Origin of the sequence: Castellaniella sp. (assembly GCF_041675725.1) — a bacterium.
Lineage (GTDB): Bacteria > Pseudomonadota > Gammaproteobacteria > Burkholderiales > Burkholderiaceae_B > Castellaniella.
Genome location: NZ_JBAYTI010000060.1, coordinates 1 through 15,609, shown reverse-complemented (window position 1 = coordinate 15,609; position 15,609 = coordinate 1). Strand labels below are relative to the sequence as shown.

The following is a 15,609-nucleotide window of genomic DNA, read 5'->3' as shown; positions in this document are numbered from 1 at the left end:
TGGGCTCTCCTCGATCAAGAGCCGCAGGCTTGCCTGCCTGCACGGAAGAACAGGGCGATCGCGGCGGCGCCGGGATCCATGATGCCGGCCGCGGCGTCACCCACATAGCTGGCCCGCCCCAGCGCCGCGGCCATGTGGGTGGTGGCCTCGGCACCCTGTTGGGCCGCCAGGGCGGCTTGCTCCAGGCCCTGCGCCAGGGTCGCGCCCTCTTCGAGGGCCTGCGTCAGCGCTGCGGCGGCAGGGAGCATGGCGTCGACCATGGTGCGGTCGCCGGGCCCGGCGCCACCCAGCCGCTGCACGCCGGCAGTTCCCGCAGCCACACCGGCTGCCAGTGCCGCCAGGGGGGTATCGTGGGTTGTCCACGCTTTGGCGAGCTCGCGCAGCCACATGCCCAGCAGGGGTCCGCTGGTTCCGCCGGTGTGCAGGAAGCCATTGGCGGTGGCACCGAGCACCTGCGCGTCGCGGGCGTCGGCGGGCAGGGCGTCGACGCCCGCCTGGGCGCGTTTCAGCGCCTGCGCCAGGTTGACGGCGAAGTCGCCGTCTCCTGCCGCGCGGTCCAGCGCGCCCAGGTGGGCTTTTTCGAGCTCGAAGGCGGCAGAGAAATGTGCCAGCCAGCGTCGTGCGAATGCGTCAGCCATGGTGTCTCTCCGACCAGTGCAGCGCGGGTGTGTGGACCGGGGCATCCCACCAGCGCAGCAACGCGTCATCCATGCGGGTCAGCGTGACCGACGCCCCGGCCATGTCCAGGGCCGTGACGTACGAGCCGGTGAGCGTGCGCACCACGGGAATGCCCGATCGGGCGAGCAGGCGGTGCAGGCTGTTGGTAAGCAGGTACAGCTCGGTCAGGTGGGTGGCGCCCAGGCCATTGACGATCGCCAGCACCGGGGTGTCGTGCTGCAGCGTCAGCGCCTGGATCAAGGGTTCGACCAGCTGGGCCAGCAGAGCATCGGCGCGATCGAAGGCAATGCGGCCCCGCCCGCGTTCCCCGTGGATGCCTACGCCGAATTCGACTTCTTCTGGTGGCAATTCGAAGGATTTGACCCCCGTGCCCGGGTGTGTGCAGGCATCGAGGGACAAGGCCATGGAGCGGGTCTGCGCCACGACCCGGGCGCCCAGCTGTGCCAGCGCGTCCAGGTCCGCGCCCGCTTCGGCTGCGGCGCCGCATATCTTTTCGACCACCAGGGTTGCGGCCGTGCCCCGGCGCCCGGTGCGCGAACCGGCGATATCCGTAGCGAGGTCGTCATCGACCAGCACACGCGCGACCGGGATGCCTTCATCGGCCGCGATCTCGGCGGCGATGGAAAAATTCAGCACGTCACCCGTGTAGTTTTTGACAATGTGCAGTACCCCTTGGCCGCCGTTCACATGCTGGGTGGCGGCGCTGATCTGGAATGCGGTGGGCGAGGCGAACACTGCGCCCGGCACGGCGCCATCCAGCATCCCAGGGCCGATGAAACCAGCGTGCAGGGGCTCGTGCCCGGTTCCACCGCCCGACAGCAGCGCGACCTTGCCGGGGGCGGGCGTGCGCCGGTACAGAAAGAACGGCTCGCGCTGCCAGGCGATCTCGGGGTGGGCCAGCGTCAGGCCTTCAGCGGCCTCGAGTACGAACTCGTCGGGCTCGTTGATGAAATAGCGTCGGCTCATGCAGTGCCTCCGGGCCGCGGTGCCGGAGCCGGCAGGGGCATGCGGGCCGCGGCCGCCAGTGCGTGAAAGATCGCGGGCGGCGTATCGGAATGCATGGTGCAGCCCGGCGCCACGATGATGCGATCGGCCGTTTCCTGGCGGCTCGCCAGTACGTTGGCGCGCACCTTGCTCAGCGCCCAGTACAAGGTGCCCACTTCGTCCAGCCCGCCCATGGGAATGTGGCGCCCGCCGCGCGCGACTTCGCCCAGGGTGGGGCGCGATTGATTGTGCGACCAGCTCAGCACTTCGGCCGGATAGCCGTCCACCCACTCGGGGATCAGGTCGTAGCCATGCACATGCATGACCCGGACCCGGTCACTGGCGGCTTCGAGTACCCGCCGGTCGTAGGGGGCGATCCAGTCGGCGAATTGTGCCGCATCGAGCCCCCAGCCGTCGGCCCCGGCATCGGCGCCGTTCACGGCAAGAAAGATGCCATCTACGATCCCGGCCGAAGCGCGGATGAAATCGACCAGGCGATCGGCCACCTGGCCGATGACTTCGTGGGCCACCTGTGGATGCGCTTTGAACAGCGGCACCACGCCATCGCCCAGCGCGCGGATGACGGTCTGGAAAGGGGAGAACACGGTATCCAGGGTCGGGACGCCCGGGGCGCCGTCGCGGATGCGGCGCAGGACTTCGAGCTGGCGCTCGAAGTTGTCGTACTTCAGCTGCGGGCTGCCGATGGCGCGCAGTTCGTCCACCGTGGTGGCTTCGCGCAGGCCGCCTTCGGTGGGAAAGCGGTAGTCATCCATCACCTTGATGTAGTCCCAGTCGTAGGCGCGCACGAAACGCAGGTGCACGTCGGCCGCCAGCGCCGGTTCCCAGAGGGCGCTGCCGAAATGGATCCAGCTGCTGACGGGCGGATGGTCTACCGGTTCACCCCGGCTCGCCGCCATGAAACGCTGTTTCTTGTCCATATGCTACATACCTCCGAGGTAAGCCGATTGAATGTTGGGATCGCGCGCCAGATCGGCCGATGCCCCCTGCATGACCACCGCGCCGTTCTGCAGTACGTAGGCGCGGTCCGACAGCGCAAGCGACCGGTTGGCGCTTTGTTCGACGATGAGCATGGTGGTGCCGCGCGCTTTCCATTCGAAGAGCAGGTCGTAGACGATGTCCACGTAGGCCGGCGAAAGGCCCATGGACGGCTCGTCGATGGCAATGATGCGCGGCCGTTGGATCAGGGCGCGCGCCATCGCCACCATCTGCTGCTCGCCGCCCGAGAGGGTGCCGGCCACCTGGCGCAGGCGCTCTTGCACACGCGGGAACTGGGCGATGGCCTCGTCGAGGCGGGCGCGCACCTGCTGCCGGGTCAGGCGCCGCCGGTGGGCATACAGCCCCATCAGGACGTTTTCCTCGACCGTCATTTCCGCGAACAAGCGGCGCGATTCGGGAATGGAGGCGACCCCGCGCGCGATGACTTCGGGCGTGCTCACGCTGGCCAGGTCTTCGTCATCGAGAAGCACCTGGCCGTCGCGCGGTTTCACCAGCTGCAGCGCCGTCTTGATGGTGGTCGATTTGCCCGAGGCATTGCCCCCGAGCACCGCGACGACTTCGCCCGCGGCCACCTGGATGCTGACGTCGTGCAGGGCCTGGACCGGGCCGTAGAAGACGTTGACCGACTCAAGCCTGAGCAGCACGGTGGCCTCCTCCGAGATAGGCTTCGATCACCTTGGGGTCGTTGAGCGCCGCATCCGGGGTGTCGTCGGCAATGACGCGCCCGGCGTCCATGACGATGACGCGCTGGCTCATTTGGCGCACCACGTTCATTTTGTGCTCGATGAACACCAGGGTGAGTTCGGGGCGGGCCGCCTTGATGTCGCGCAGCAGGCGGGCGAGCTCTTCCGTTTCGGTGGGGTTCATGCCCGCCGTGGGCTCGTCGAGCATCAGCAGCTTGGGCCGGCTGGCCAGGGCCCGGGCGATTTCGACCCGCCGGCGGTTGGCGTACGACAGCGTGAAGGTGTAGTGATCCAGGCGCGGGCTGAGGCGTTCGCCGAAGAGGTCGATGATTTCCAGGGCATGGCGCTCGGCCTCGCGATAGCGCACGTGCCACGAGGGCAGCTGCAGCAGCGAGGCCGTTGCGTCGCGCACCGTGCTGCCCAGCGAAAAAGGATGGCTGGCGTAGAACAGCCCGTAGTAGGCGCCCACCCGCACGCTGTCGAGCACGTTCAGACCGGGGAACACGCGCGCGGTCTGGAAACTGCGCACCATGCCCAGCGAGAACCGGTGGGCGGGCGACAGCCGGGTGACGTCGATGTCGCCGAAGCGTATGCTGCCTGCGTCGGCGCGGGTGACGCCTGAGAGCAGCTGCACGAGCGTGGATTTGCCTGCGCCGTTGGGCCCGACGATCGCCGTGGTGGAACCGGGTTCCACGCTCAGGCTGATATTGTCACAGGCGTGCAGGCCGCCGTAGGTCTTGCTCAAGCCCTGGATGGTGATCATGGCTTCCCCTGCGGGGTGCCGCGCTTGGCCTGGCTCGCGCCGGCCAGCGCGCGTGCGCGCCCGAACGACAGCGACGTGAGGCCAGAGGGCAGGAACTTGATGATCAGGATCAGGATCGCACCGTAGATCAGCTCGCGGTATTCGGCGTGCCCGCGCAGGAGCTCTGGCAGGGCGATCAGCACGATGCTGCCGGCCACCGCCCCGAAGGGCGAAACGATGCCGCCCGCCAGCACCATGGTCAGCAGCAGGAAGGAAAACAGGATGAGGAAGGAATCCGGACTGACGTACGACTGCTGGTAGGCGAACATCATGCCGCCCAGCCCGGCCATGATGCTGCTCATGATGAAGGCGATGACCACGTAAGGCGTCGCATGCACGCCATAGGCATCGGCCGCCAGGCGGTCTTCGCGGATCAGGCGGAAGTTGAGGGACAGATGGCCGCGCTGCAGCAGGTGGACCAGGAACAGGGCCAGCAGCAGGACGCCAAAACAGATGGCCGTAATGGCGCCTGGGAAATCCAGCGAACGCCCACCCAGCAAGGCAAAGTGCGGCTCGGCTATCCCCCCGATCCCCATGGGGCCGCGGGTGATCGGGATGGCATTGAGCATGACCAGATAACCGATCTGGCCCAGTGCCAGGGTGGCCAGTGCCACCATATGGCCCGACAGCTTGAGAATCGGATAGGCAAACAGCAAGCCGGCCATGGCGCCAATGACGATGACCGACAGCAAGACCATTTCGAAGGGCCAGCCCAGTTTGGTGGTGATGAGCGCGCAGACGTAGGCCCCGATGCCCATCAGCGCGCTGTTGCCGACCGAAACGTAGCCCGTGAAGCCCGTCAGTACGGTCAGCCCCAGGGCCGCCGTGGCGAAGATGGCGCCCTGCGCGAATACCCCCGACCAGTAGCCATCCATCTGGAAGCTGGCGATCAGGCCGATGGCCAGGGTCAGGCCGATCGTCCAGCCCATGGGAATATGGCGCGTGCCCATGACGGTGACCGGAAACCCGGAATTATCCGCCAGCGGCGATGTGGTTGGAATGGCGCCTGCCCCCCGCGAACCGCCCAGGCCCTGCAGGGCGCGCGAGCCGAGCAGGCCTTGTGGGCGCAGGACCAGCACCAGCAGCAGCAGCGAAAATGCCCCGATATCGCGCCAGGCCGACCCGATGTAGCCCCCCGCCAGGGATTCGAACACCCCCAGCACCAGCCCCCCGAGCACGGCGCCGGGCAGACTGACCACCCCGCCCACCATGGCGGCTGCAAAGCCTTTCAGGCCAAACGGCAGGCCCATGGCGGGGTCGATCTGCTGAAAGTACATCCCCACCAGCACGCCGCCCAGCGCCCCCAGGGCCCCGGAGAGCGCAAACACGGCCAGTTTGGCCGGACCGGTATGCACCCCCATCTGCTGGGCGGCGACCGGGTCCTGGGCGGCGGCGCGGATGGAGCGCCCCAGCCAGCTGAACTTGAGCAGCAGGCTGAAGAGCGCCATGAAGATCACCGTGACGCCGAGGATGATCACGTCGGTCGCGCCCACGTACAGGGGACCCCACTGCAGGCTGACGTCCGCGAAAGGGTTGGGAAAGGCGACCGGGTCTGGAGACCAGATCAGGCGCACCCCCTGGTCCAGCATGAAGGACAGCGCCAGCGTGCTGAGCAGGGGGGCGATTTCGGCCGAATCGCCGAGCCATTCGACCGCGATCAGGTCGATCAGCAAAGCGATCAGCACCGATCCCACCAGGGCGACCACGAACGCCGCCCACAGCGGCAGGCCCCAAAGGGCGGTGCTGGCCCATACCAGGTAGGCCCCCACCATGACCTGCGAGCCCTGAGCGAAGTTGACCACCTTGGCCACCCCGAACACCAGGGCGAAACCCAGGGCCACGATGGCATACACGCTGCCGATGGCCAGGCCATTGATGAACTGCTCGATCAGTACGATCATGTTTCAGGAAGAGTGGATGGTTGAGGGGCCTGGGTGCTTCAGTTGGCCGGCTCGAACTCCCCGTCTTCGATCTTGAGCCAGGTGATGGTCTTGTCGACGTCCCCTTTCTGGTCGAACTTCATCGCGCCGGTCGTGCCGCGCACCTGCACGTCGAACAGCTTGTCGCCCAGTGCCTTGCGGCCTTCGGCGCCCATGGGGCCGATGTCGTCGAGCGCGGTGCCGATCATGGCGATGGAGTCGTAGCCCACGGCGCCAAAGGCATTGGGGGTCTGGTCGTAGGCTTTCTTGTAGGCCGTCACGAAGTTCTGCACGACCGGCTCGGTGCTTTCGGCAAAGAAGAACGCCGGCACGTACCAGCCTTCGACGGCCTCGCCCCCGGCCAGGTCGATGAGCTGGTGGGTGTACAGCGCAGTGGAGGTGATGACGTCAGGATCCCAGCCGGCGGCTTTCAGGCGCTGCGCCAGCACGGCGCCACTGGCATAGTGCACGGCGACGTAGATGGCGTCCGGATTTTTTTCTTTGAGGACGGTGACCAGGGTGCGCAGGTCGCGGGTGTCGGGGGCCACGGCTTCGGAGGCCACGATGGTGCCGCCCTTGGCCTCGAAGCTTTTCTTGAAGACGTTGGCGGCCGAGTTGCCCCAGTCATCCTGGCGGTACACGATGGCGGCTGTTTTGGCGCCCAGTACATCGGCGACGTAATCGGCGATGCGGTCGGCTTCGATCGCCTGGGTCGGCGTGCCACGGAACGCGTATTTGGCCAGGCCGGTGAAATCGGGGTGCGACGACGTGGGTGAAATCTGCGGGATGCCCGCCTTGTCGAGGATGGGGGCCGCCGCCATGGCGGCCGTGCTGGTGAAGCTGCCCACGGCGGCGATCATGTCCTTGTCCTGGGCGAATTCGCGTGCGATGTTGGTGGCCGTCTTGGGTTCGCCGCGGTCGTCGCGCACCACGAGTTCAATCTTGTGACGGTGGTCCTGCTTGTTGTACTGATCGACGTACAGCTCGACGGCCTTGCGGATTTGCTGGCCGTTTTCGGCATTTTCACCCGTCAGTGGCACGAAAACCCCGATCTTGGCGACGTCGTCGGCCGCCGCGGCCGGGGTGTTGAAAAGCGCCATGGGGGCGATTGCAGCCGCCACGGCGAGTGTCTGGAAGAGTCGTTTGTTTGCCATGATGTGTCTTGCTCCGGTGTCAGGCCCGACAATGGGCGCATACAGGCAGAATATAAAACAACTTCGAGTTTTTGTTCATGCCTTATGTCTATTCAGCATAAGCATTTGTGCGCAGGAACAGGCCATCCCGCTTTTTCTGCCAAGGCACAAGTATAGGGTATAGGCGGTGGGTGCTCAAAGAGCCCAATCAGCGTCCGACGGGCCGGTGGACCGCCGTCGCGGCCGCCCAGGGCACGCCCCGCGCCACGGCCGCCGTGGCGCATGAACACAAGAGGTATCATGGGCGCACGCTCATTGCCCGCTCTGGAGAACCTCATGGATGCACACTTGTGGATCGAACAACGACCCCATGACCTGGGCGGCGGTTTCAAGGTGGGGCGCCTCTTGCCCTTCAGGAAACGCCGCATGGTGGGGCCCTTCATTTTCTTCGACCACATGGGTCCCATGCAGCTGGCGCCCGGCATCCCGCGCGCGCTCGACGTACGGCCCCATCCGCACATCGGCCTGTCCACCGTCACCTACCTGTACAGCGGCGCGATCACGCATCGCGACAGCCTTGGGTGCCATCAGGAAATCCGCCCTGGCGAGGTCAACTGGATGACGGCCGGCCGGGGCATCACCCATAGCGAGCGGCTGGAATATGCGCGCACGCATGGGGCCAATATGCACGGGGCGCAGGCCTGGGTGGCGCTGCCCGAAGCGCACGAAGAAGATGAACCCAGCTTTCACCATCTGCAGGGGGCCGCCCAATTGCCCGAATTCGAAGAGCATGGCGTCACCGGGCGGTTGATCGCCGGCCGCCTCGATGGCCAGACGGCTGCCGTGCCCGTGTATTCGCCCCTGTTCTATCAGCACTGGGACATGCGCGCCGAGTCCGTGCGCAGCCTGGGCACGCAGTATCCCGAACGGGCGGTCTACGTGGCCTGGGGCGAGATCGAGCTCGATGGCCAGGTGGTGTCTGCGGGCCGCATGCTGGTGCTGGCCCCGGGCCGGGCCGTCGATATCCGGGCACGCCAGCCCTCCATCGTCATGGTGCTCGGGGGGGAACCCATCGGCGAGCGCCACATTTCCTGGAACTTCGTGTCCTCGTCGCGCGAGCGGCTTGAGCAGGCCAGGGCGGATTGGCGGATGCAGCGCATGCCGTTGCCGGTTGGGGATGACCAGGAATTCATCCCGCTGCCTTCGGGGGCCGCCTGAGTCTTCAGGGGCTGCTTGAACCGTCAGGGACCGCCTGAGCCTTCGGGCGCTGCCCGAGGCGCAGGCGTGGCCGATGCCGGGCTGGCGGATTGGGCAGCGGCCGGACGGGCCAGCAGGTCCAGTTCGCGCATGGTGTCGCGTATCCCCTGGGCGGCGTTGATCATCTGCCGCAACGGGTAGGCCAGTGCGGCGTGGGCGTCATCGGTCTCGAGTGTGCGAGGCGGGCTGGCTTCCTGATTGTCCAGAAAGCGCAGGGTGGCGTCCAGCGCCCGGCGGATCCCGTCGGGCTCTCCCGCGAGCTGCCGAAGCTGCGGGATGATGGCCGCCGTCTGCAGCGCCAGGATGTTGTGCTCCATGAGCAGACGGTTGAACGCCTGCACATGCTTCTGATGGCGCACCGGTTCGTCCATCATGCGGTAAAACGTGGCAGCGAAGTTGCTGTAGGCATAATGCACCTGCTGTTGGCCCAGGCGCCAGCCGAGCTCGGTCTCGAGCAGTTCGGCCGGGTCGGTTTGCGGGCTGCCCCGGCCGCGAGACAGGGCGACCAGCGCCAGGCCGCGCTGCAGGAAGTCGCGGTTCAGCCCGAGCAGTGTGCGGGCCAGCTGGGGCAGTGAATTCACCTCCCAGGAAGGCAGTATGTAGCTGCAGGACAGGGCCAGAAGGCTGCCGATGGCGGTATCGGTCAGGCGTTCGCCGATCACGGCCGCCGAGTCGGCCGGATCGAGGAAATGAAAGGCCAGCATCACCAGCAGGGTGATGAAGGTGGCCGCCAACATGTAGTTCACCTGGATCAGGGCGTAGCCCAGGATGCCGGAGACGACGAGCAATGTCAGCAGCACATTGACGTTGTCGACCACGGTGAACAGCAGCAGCGCCAGCGCGCAGCCCAACAGCGTGCCTGTCAGCCGCCAGCCGTTGCGTTGCCGGGTGATGGCAAAGCCGGGCTTCATGATGATGAGCACGGTCAGCACGATCCAGTACCCGCGGCTGGCCAGGCCACCAGGCAGTTCGTGGCGCTCGCCCAGTTCGAGCATCAGGCTGGAGACCAGCATGGCAAGCAGCGCGGCCGCGGCGACGCGCAAGGCGTAGCGGAAGTGCACCGACTGCATGTTCAGGCTGCTGGTGAGCATGCTGACCTGCCAGCGCTGGCGCGTCAGGAAGCGGTTCAGGCTGCGGTTGGTGCGCTCATCTTCGACCCGCGCCTGTTCGGGGTGTGCGGCGCACTGCGCCATGCGCTCGACCAGGCGGGCCATGGTTCGCAGGCGGCGCAGCACTTGCACCAGAAGCGCGTAGAGCTCCGGATCCTGGGTCAGGGCCCCCTGGCCGCGCCATTTCTGCAGTTCGAATTCGAGCGCACGCAGTTCGGCCTTGACGCTGTTGCGCGCCTGCCTGTGCTGGCCGCGCGCCACGTTGAGTGCGATCTGGCCGATGTTGGCCGCCAGCTTGTTCAGCGCGTCGCGCGAGAACAGCAGAATGTCGCTGTCGGGCAGGCCATGGCGCAAGCGCGCGTAGTCGGTCTGGGTGGCCAGCATGCCGTCGAGCAGCGCGATCATGTCGGTGAACAGGTTGACCAGGGCCTGGCGGAACCGGTTCTCGCGGGTGTCTGTGTGCTGTGGCAGTTCGCGCAGCACGACGTCGCGGGCGACCTGATGGGCGTCGGTCATGGCAGATTGGCGCAGGGTCAACTGGCGATAGCTGTCATCCAGGGTGAACTGCGTGTCGTACAGGCGGGCCCGGGCCGCCATGTAGTCGGCGGTGGCAAACAAGGCCACCGACAGCGCCTGACGGGTTTCCAGGCGCCACATCAGGCGGCGCAGGATGGTGCTGAAGCCCAGGTAGAAGACCCCGCCCAGGAAGATGGCCAGCGTGTAGTGCGTCAGCTGTGTCCCCGTCATGGGGCTGCGCATGGTGAGGGTCATCACCAGCAGGCAGACGAAACCCAGCAAGCCACCCTGCTTGCCGTAGACATTGAGCATCGTGAAGCCGAAGCACAAAGCAGGCACCAGCAGCCAGAGGGCCCAGCCGACTTCCGTGAACAGGCCTGTGACGATGGCGGTGGCCGAGGCCAGGAACAGGGCGGCCAGCATGCCGTTGCGCCCATAGCGGCGCGGCCCGCCGGGAGAATCCACGATGGCCAGGCAGGCCGAGCCGATGGCTGCGGCAAACCCGGTGTCGAGCTCGCCGAAGTGCCCGGCCACGACCAGCGCGGGCAGCAGGATGCCAGCCGCCTGGCGCAGGCCGCCGAACAGGTAGTAGCCCGTGAAAAACCGCAGCAATGGGTTGACGAGAGAGTTCACATCCGCAGCCCTGGATCTGTGTCTCGAGTATAGGCAATCGCAGGCGGGCGCCGTATCCCGGTTTGCGCGCACACCGGCGGGCCTCAGACCGAGAGGTATCGTTCCTGGGTGGCGTGGTCGCGCAGGAGTTCCTGGCTGTCGGCCTGATGAACGATGCGCCCCTTTTCGAGCACATAGGCACGCCGGGCATGCTTCATGGCGAAATGCACGCTCTGGTCGGTGAACAGAATGGTGGTGGTCTTTGACAGCGCGTCGATCAGTTCGCCGATCTGCTGCACGATCACCGGTGCCAGGCCTTCGTTGGGTTCGTCGAGCAACAGCAGCTTGGGTTCGCTCATGAGCGAGCGCGCCACGGCCAGCATCTGCTGTTGCCCGCCCGACAGGTTGGCCCCGTCGCGATCGGCGATTTCAGCCAGCATGGGGTAGAGATCGAAGATCCGTTCGATGGTCCACTCGCCGGTGCTGCCCGGCCGCCGATAGGTGCTGATCTCGAGGTTTTCGCGCACCGACAGCGTCGGGAAGATGCGCCGGTCTTCGACCACCAGGCCGATCCCCATGCGCGCCGTGCGCCAGGTCGCCTGGCCGGTGATGTCGTGGCCTTCGAACCGGATGTGGCCCCGGCGCGGCGGGGTCAGCCCCATGATGCTGCGCAGGGTGGTGCTTTTGCCGGCCCCGTTGCGGCCCAGCAGGCAGACGGTTTCGCCCGCCCGCAGTGACAGGGACACCCCCTGCAGGGCGTGGCTGTCGCCATAGTAGGTATGGATGTCCTGGACTTCGAGCATTATGGAGCCCCCGCCATTTCGACGTCTTCGCTGCCGAGATAGGCCCGGCGGACTTCGGGGTTGGCGCGCACCACGGCGGGCGCATCCAGGATCAGAGGGCTGCCGTGGTGCAGAACCAGGATCCGGTCGGCCAGGTCGAAGACCACCCGCATATCGTGCTCGGTGATCAGGAAGGTGTACTGGCCCGTTTGCGCCAGCGACCGGACCAGCGCGATGATGCGGCTGGTTTCATCGGGGGTCATGCCCGCGGTGGGTTCATCGAGCAGCACGAGCTCAGGTTGCGTTGCCAGGACCACGGCGATTTCCACCAGGCGCTTGTCTCCGTAGCTGATGGTGCCGGCGATTTGCTCGGCCAGGTGACCCAGCGAGAGCTGTTCGAGCAGGCGGTCGGCCTCGCGCCGGATGGTTGGGTTGCGGTCGGCGCGATTGAACCAGCGCCGGCTTTCGCGGTGCCAGGCCGTCAGGGCGACTTCGACGTTTTCGCGCACGCGCATTTCGGTGAAAATGTTGTTGATCTGGAAGGAGCGCGAAATCCCCAGGCGGCTGATGCGGTAGGGCGGCAGGCCGGCGATTTCCTGGCCTTTGTAGACAATGCTGCCCTGCGATGGCGCCATGCGCCCCGAGAGCAGGTTGTAGAACGTGGTCTTGCCGGCGCCGTTGGGCCCGATGATGGCCAGGGTTTCACCGCGCTGCACGTCGAGCGAGACGCCGGATACGGCCGCAAAGCCGCCAAAGCGCTTGCCCAGGTCGCGGATGCGCAGAATGGGCTCGCCGGCCGTGGGTTCGCCGGCCAGGGGGGATGTCATGGCTGCCTCCGGCGCTGCCTGGCCTGGATGGCATCGAGCACGGTGCCCAGGACCCCGCGGCGAAAGAACATGACCATGAGCGCCAGGATAATGCCCAGGAACAGCATCCAGGATTGGGTCAGGCTGGTGATCCAGGTTTCGAGCAGCACGAACAGGCCGGCCCCCAGGAAAGGCCCGAGGAAATAGCCGCTGCCCCCCAGGATGGTCATCAGGACGGGTTCGGCCGACGTGCTCCAGTGGGCCAGCTCGGGGCTGGCGATGCGCAGGAAGGGTGCCATGAGCCCACCTGCCAGGCCGGCAAAGCCCCCCGCGATGGTGAACGCGGCCAGCCGGTAGAGGCGGATGTTCAGGCCACAGAAGGCCACGCGTTCCGGGTTCTGGCGGATGGCCCGCAGAATGAGCCCGAATGAGGAATTGCAGATGCGGTGCAGCGCCAGGCCGGCCAGCACCACGATGACCAGCACCACGCGGTAATAGACCGCCGGGTTGCCCAGGGTGAGATCGAGCCCGAGCCCCAGCGAGCCCACGGAGAACCCCGAGATGCCGTCGCTGCCATTGGTGACCGAGCGCCACTGGTGGGCGACGCCGAAGACCATCATGCCGAATGCCAGCGTCAGCATGGCGAAGTAGACCTCGTCGAGCCGTACGCAGAAGAACCCGATGATGAGCGCCAGCACCAAGCCGGCGACGAACGACACCAGCAGACAGGCAAGCAGCGGCCACTGCAGCGATTGCAGCAGCATGGCGGTGGCATAGGCGCCCATGCCGTAGAACGCCGCGTGGCCGAAGCTGAGCATGCCGGTATAGCCGAACACCAGGTTGAAGCTGGCGGCGAACAGGCCCAGGATCAGGATCTGGGTGCCGATGAAGATATAGAAGAAAGGCGCCAGGGCCGGCAGGGCGTAGAGCAGGACCAGCGCGGCCAGCGCGAAGAACAGGCGCAGGGAAAGATTCATGCGGATTTCCTTGCCCCCATCAGCCCGTGGGGTTTGAACAACAGCACCAGTGCCATGCCGATGTATGGCAGGACCAAGTTGGCATCGGGCAGATAGCGCCCGCCCAGGCCATGGATCAGACCGAGGATGATGGCGCCCAGCAAGGCCCCCGGAAAACTGCCCAGGCCGCCGATGACGACGACGATGAAGCTTTCTATGATGATCTTGTCTCCCATGCCGGGATCGATGGCCCGCATGGGGGCCGCCACGGCGCCGCCCAGGGCCGCCAGCCAGGCGCCAAAGGCAAAGGCGCCGGTGATGACCAGGCGTGTGTTGATGCACAGGACCTGGGCCATTTCGCGATCGAGGGCCGCCGCGCGCATGATCTTGCCCAGCCGGGTTCGGTTGAACAGCAGCCACAGGCCGACCAGTGTGCAGGCGCCGACGAGCAGCACGAACACACTGTAGCGCGGATAGGACAGCCCCCCCGGCAGGTCGATGGCCCCCCGCAGGGGCACGGGGGGATCGATCACGTGGATGCCCGTGCCCCAGATGAGACGCACGGCTTCGTTCAGGATGAGCAGCAGGGCGAAGGTGAGCAGCAGGCTGTCGGACACTTCGCGCTGGTACACGAAGCGCAGCATGCTGCGATCGACGAGAATGGCCACGGCCGCCACCACGAGCGGCGCCACCAGCAGCGTGAGCCAGAACGGCAGCCCCAGGCCGGCCATGAGGGCGAAGGCCATGTAGGCGCCCAGCATGTACAGGGCGCCATGGGCAAAGTTGATGACGTTCAGGACCCCGAAGATGATATTCAGGCCCACTGCAATGATGAAAAGCAGCAGGCCGATATCCAGGCTGTTCAGCAGGGCCAGCCCGAGTCCGGCCATGTCAGAGCTTGCACTCGGGGTCGACCGGGGGCGTTACGCTGGCGCCCTCGAAGTTGTGCAGCTGCGTGAGCGAGCGGATTTTGTCGGCTGCGTTCATGGCGCCCGTAAGGCCCCAGGTGGGCCCGATGAGCGCCTGGTGATCGCCCGCGCGGAAGGTGAGATCGCCCGTGGGGGCGGGCACCGTCAGGCCCGAAAGCGCCGCGATGATTTGATCGGGTTCGACCGAGCCTGCTTTTTCGATGGCATTCTTGAAGGAATACACCGCCATGTAGGCGCCTTCGGCGTTGTAGCTGGGCGGCTGGTTCCAGGCCTTCTTGTAGGCATCCACGAATTTCGCGTTGACCGGGTTGTCCCAGGAGCCGTACCAGTAGCGCGTGCCCAGCCAGACGTCTTCGGGCATTTGCTCGCCCAGCGCGGTGAGGACTTCGGTGGCGGCCCCCACGCTCATGAGGACCTTGAAGCCCTGCTTGAAGAAGCCGCGGTCATTGGCCTGGCGCACGAAGTTGACCAGATCGCCGCCCCACAGCGAGATGAGTATGCCGTCGGGTTTGCTTTCCATGACGCTGTTGATGAACGGCGTGAAATCTTCAGCCCCGAACTTCGGGAATGCGAGCTGGTCTTCCATGAGCACGGCATCGGGTTTCTTTTCTTTCAGGTACTTGCTGAAGAATTCCCAGGACTGGTGGCCGAAGGCGTAGTCTGGACCGATCGTGGTCCATTTGACCGCCCCCGTGTCGGCGGCGATGTCGGCGGCGCCCATCATGTTCTGGTTGACGTTGACGCTCAGGCGGAAGGTGTACTTGTTGCACAGCTTGCCAGTGACGTCGGGCGTGGCGGCATGCGTGATCATGAAGGGCTTGCCGAGTTCGGGCAGCACCGGCACCAGGCCTTGCGCCACGCCGGAGCTGTCGAGCCCCATCATCAGGTCGACCTTGTCCTGGTAGACCATCTTGCGGGCCACCTGGATGGCCGTGGCCGCCTTGCCCTGGCTGTCTTCGATCTGGATGGCCAGGGGGCGCCCCAGCACCCCGCCCTGCGCATTGATTTCGTCGATGGCCAGCGACGCGCCCTGCTTGGCGAATTCGCCATAGGATGCCGCGCTGCCGGACATCAGGTAGATGCCGCCGATGCGGATGGGGTCAGCGGCCTGGGCGCTGCCGGCAGCAAACGCCGTGGCCATGGCCACGGCGAGCAACACACTGCGTGATGGTGTTTTCATGAGAGTCTCCGTAGAAGGCAAATGTTTCAAACATCTGTCAATTTGTATTTTTCATGAAGTCTACACCAATATTGTGGTTTTTGGCGGCCCGGCCGCCCGGCCCGGATCGGGCGCGCGGGCCTGCCCGGGATAGCCCGGGCGGCGGGCATTCCGCCCGCGATCGCGGGCCCTGTTTCAGGAGGGGCTGCGCAGCTCGGCCATCTTGTTCACCAGGGCGGTGTTGGCCTGCCCGATGGCATCGGAAGC

At 66.0% G+C, this 15,609-nt stretch carries 14 protein-coding genes; 1 reads left to right on the top strand and 13 read right to left on the bottom strand.

Annotated elements, in window-relative coordinates; all coding sequences use genetic code 11:
- Positions 1-14: 14 nt before the first annotated feature.
- The 7 genes from WCZ84_RS11325 to WCZ84_RS11295 are packed head-to-tail and all read right to left on the bottom strand — an operon-like array spanning position 15 to position 7,237.
- Positions 15-638 carry a DAK2 domain-containing protein gene (locus WCZ84_RS11325; RefSeq protein WP_372686384.1) on the bottom strand — a complete coding sequence of 208 codons (624 nt, stop codon included), beginning with the start codon at positions 636-638 and terminating at the stop codon, positions 15-17.
- Positions 631-1,644: a dihydroxyacetone kinase subunit DhaK gene (locus WCZ84_RS11320; protein ID WP_372686383.1), complete on the bottom strand. Its 1,014-nt coding sequence runs from the start codon at positions 1,642-1,644 to the stop codon at positions 631-633. Before WCZ84_RS11320 ends, WCZ84_RS11325 begins: the two co-directional genes overlap by 8 nt.
- Positions 1,641-2,600, bottom strand: coding sequence for a uroporphyrinogen decarboxylase family protein (locus WCZ84_RS11315; RefSeq protein WP_372686382.1), 960 nt, complete (start codon positions 2,598-2,600; stop codon positions 1,641-1,643). The genes WCZ84_RS11320 and WCZ84_RS11315 overlap by 4 nt, the downstream gene beginning before the upstream one ends.
- Positions 2,601-2,603: 3 nt before the next feature.
- On the bottom strand, positions 2,604-3,323 hold the full coding sequence (locus tag WCZ84_RS11310) for an ABC transporter ATP-binding protein (protein WP_372686381.1): 720 nt from the start codon (positions 3,321-3,323) through the stop codon (positions 2,604-2,606).
- Positions 3,307-4,125, bottom strand: a complete 819-nt coding sequence (locus WCZ84_RS11305) for an ABC transporter ATP-binding protein (RefSeq protein ID WP_372686380.1) — start codon at positions 4,123-4,125, stop codon at positions 3,307-3,309. The genes WCZ84_RS11310 and WCZ84_RS11305 overlap by 17 nt, the downstream gene beginning before the upstream one ends.
- The gene (locus tag WCZ84_RS11300; RefSeq protein WP_372686379.1) at positions 4,122-6,065 is read right to left on the bottom strand and encodes an ABC transporter permease; all 1,944 of its coding nucleotides are present in this window, start codon (positions 6,063-6,065) and stop codon (positions 4,122-4,124) included. Before WCZ84_RS11300 ends, WCZ84_RS11305 begins: the two co-directional genes overlap by 4 nt.
- 38 nt (positions 6,066-6,103) lie before the next feature.
- A complete protein-coding gene (locus WCZ84_RS11295; RefSeq protein WP_372686378.1) occupies positions 6,104-7,237 on the bottom strand; it encodes an ABC transporter substrate-binding protein in 1,134 nt (377 codons plus the stop codon).
- 315 nt (positions 7,238-7,552) lie between these two features.
- Here WCZ84_RS11295 and WCZ84_RS11290 point away from each other — a divergent pair, with 315 nt between their 5' ends.
- Positions 7,553-8,434, top strand: a complete 882-nt coding sequence (locus WCZ84_RS11290; protein WP_372686377.1) for a pirin family protein — start codon at positions 7,553-7,555, stop codon at positions 8,432-8,434.
- A gap of 23 nt (positions 8,435-8,457) precedes the next feature.
- Here the strand turns inward: WCZ84_RS11290 and WCZ84_RS11285 are convergent, their stop codons facing one another.
- The 6 genes from WCZ84_RS11285 to WCZ84_RS11260 all read right to left on the bottom strand — a co-directional run bounded on the left by WCZ84_RS11285 (position 8,458) and on the right by WCZ84_RS11260 (position 15,363).
- A complete protein-coding gene (locus WCZ84_RS11285) occupies positions 8,458-10,731 on the bottom strand; it encodes an FUSC family membrane protein (RefSeq protein WP_372686376.1) in 2,274 nt (757 codons plus the stop codon).
- Positions 10,732-10,814: 83 nt separating this feature from the next.
- Positions 10,815-11,513 (bottom strand): ABC transporter ATP-binding protein, encoded by a 699-nt coding sequence (locus WCZ84_RS11280; RefSeq protein WP_372686375.1) that lies wholly within the window; start codon positions 11,511-11,513, stop codon positions 10,815-10,817.
- Positions 11,513-12,319, bottom strand: coding sequence for an ABC transporter ATP-binding protein (locus WCZ84_RS11275; protein ID WP_372686374.1), 807 nt, complete (start codon positions 12,317-12,319; stop codon positions 11,513-11,515). Before WCZ84_RS11275 ends, WCZ84_RS11280 begins: the two co-directional genes overlap by 1 nt.
- Positions 12,316-13,275 (bottom strand): branched-chain amino acid ABC transporter permease, encoded by a 960-nt coding sequence (locus tag WCZ84_RS11270; protein ID WP_372686373.1) that lies wholly within the window; start codon positions 13,273-13,275, stop codon positions 12,316-12,318. Before WCZ84_RS11270 ends, WCZ84_RS11275 begins: the two co-directional genes overlap by 4 nt.
- Positions 13,272-14,144, bottom strand: a complete 873-nt coding sequence (locus WCZ84_RS11265; RefSeq protein WP_372686372.1) for a branched-chain amino acid ABC transporter permease — start codon at positions 14,142-14,144, stop codon at positions 13,272-13,274. Before WCZ84_RS11265 ends, WCZ84_RS11270 begins: the two co-directional genes overlap by 4 nt.
- Before the next feature lies 1 nt (position 14,145).
- The gene (locus WCZ84_RS11260; protein ID WP_372686371.1) at positions 14,146-15,363 is read right to left on the bottom strand and encodes an ABC transporter substrate-binding protein; all 1,218 of its coding nucleotides are present in this window, start codon (positions 15,361-15,363) and stop codon (positions 14,146-14,148) included.
- Positions 15,364-15,609: the final 246 nt, after the last annotated feature.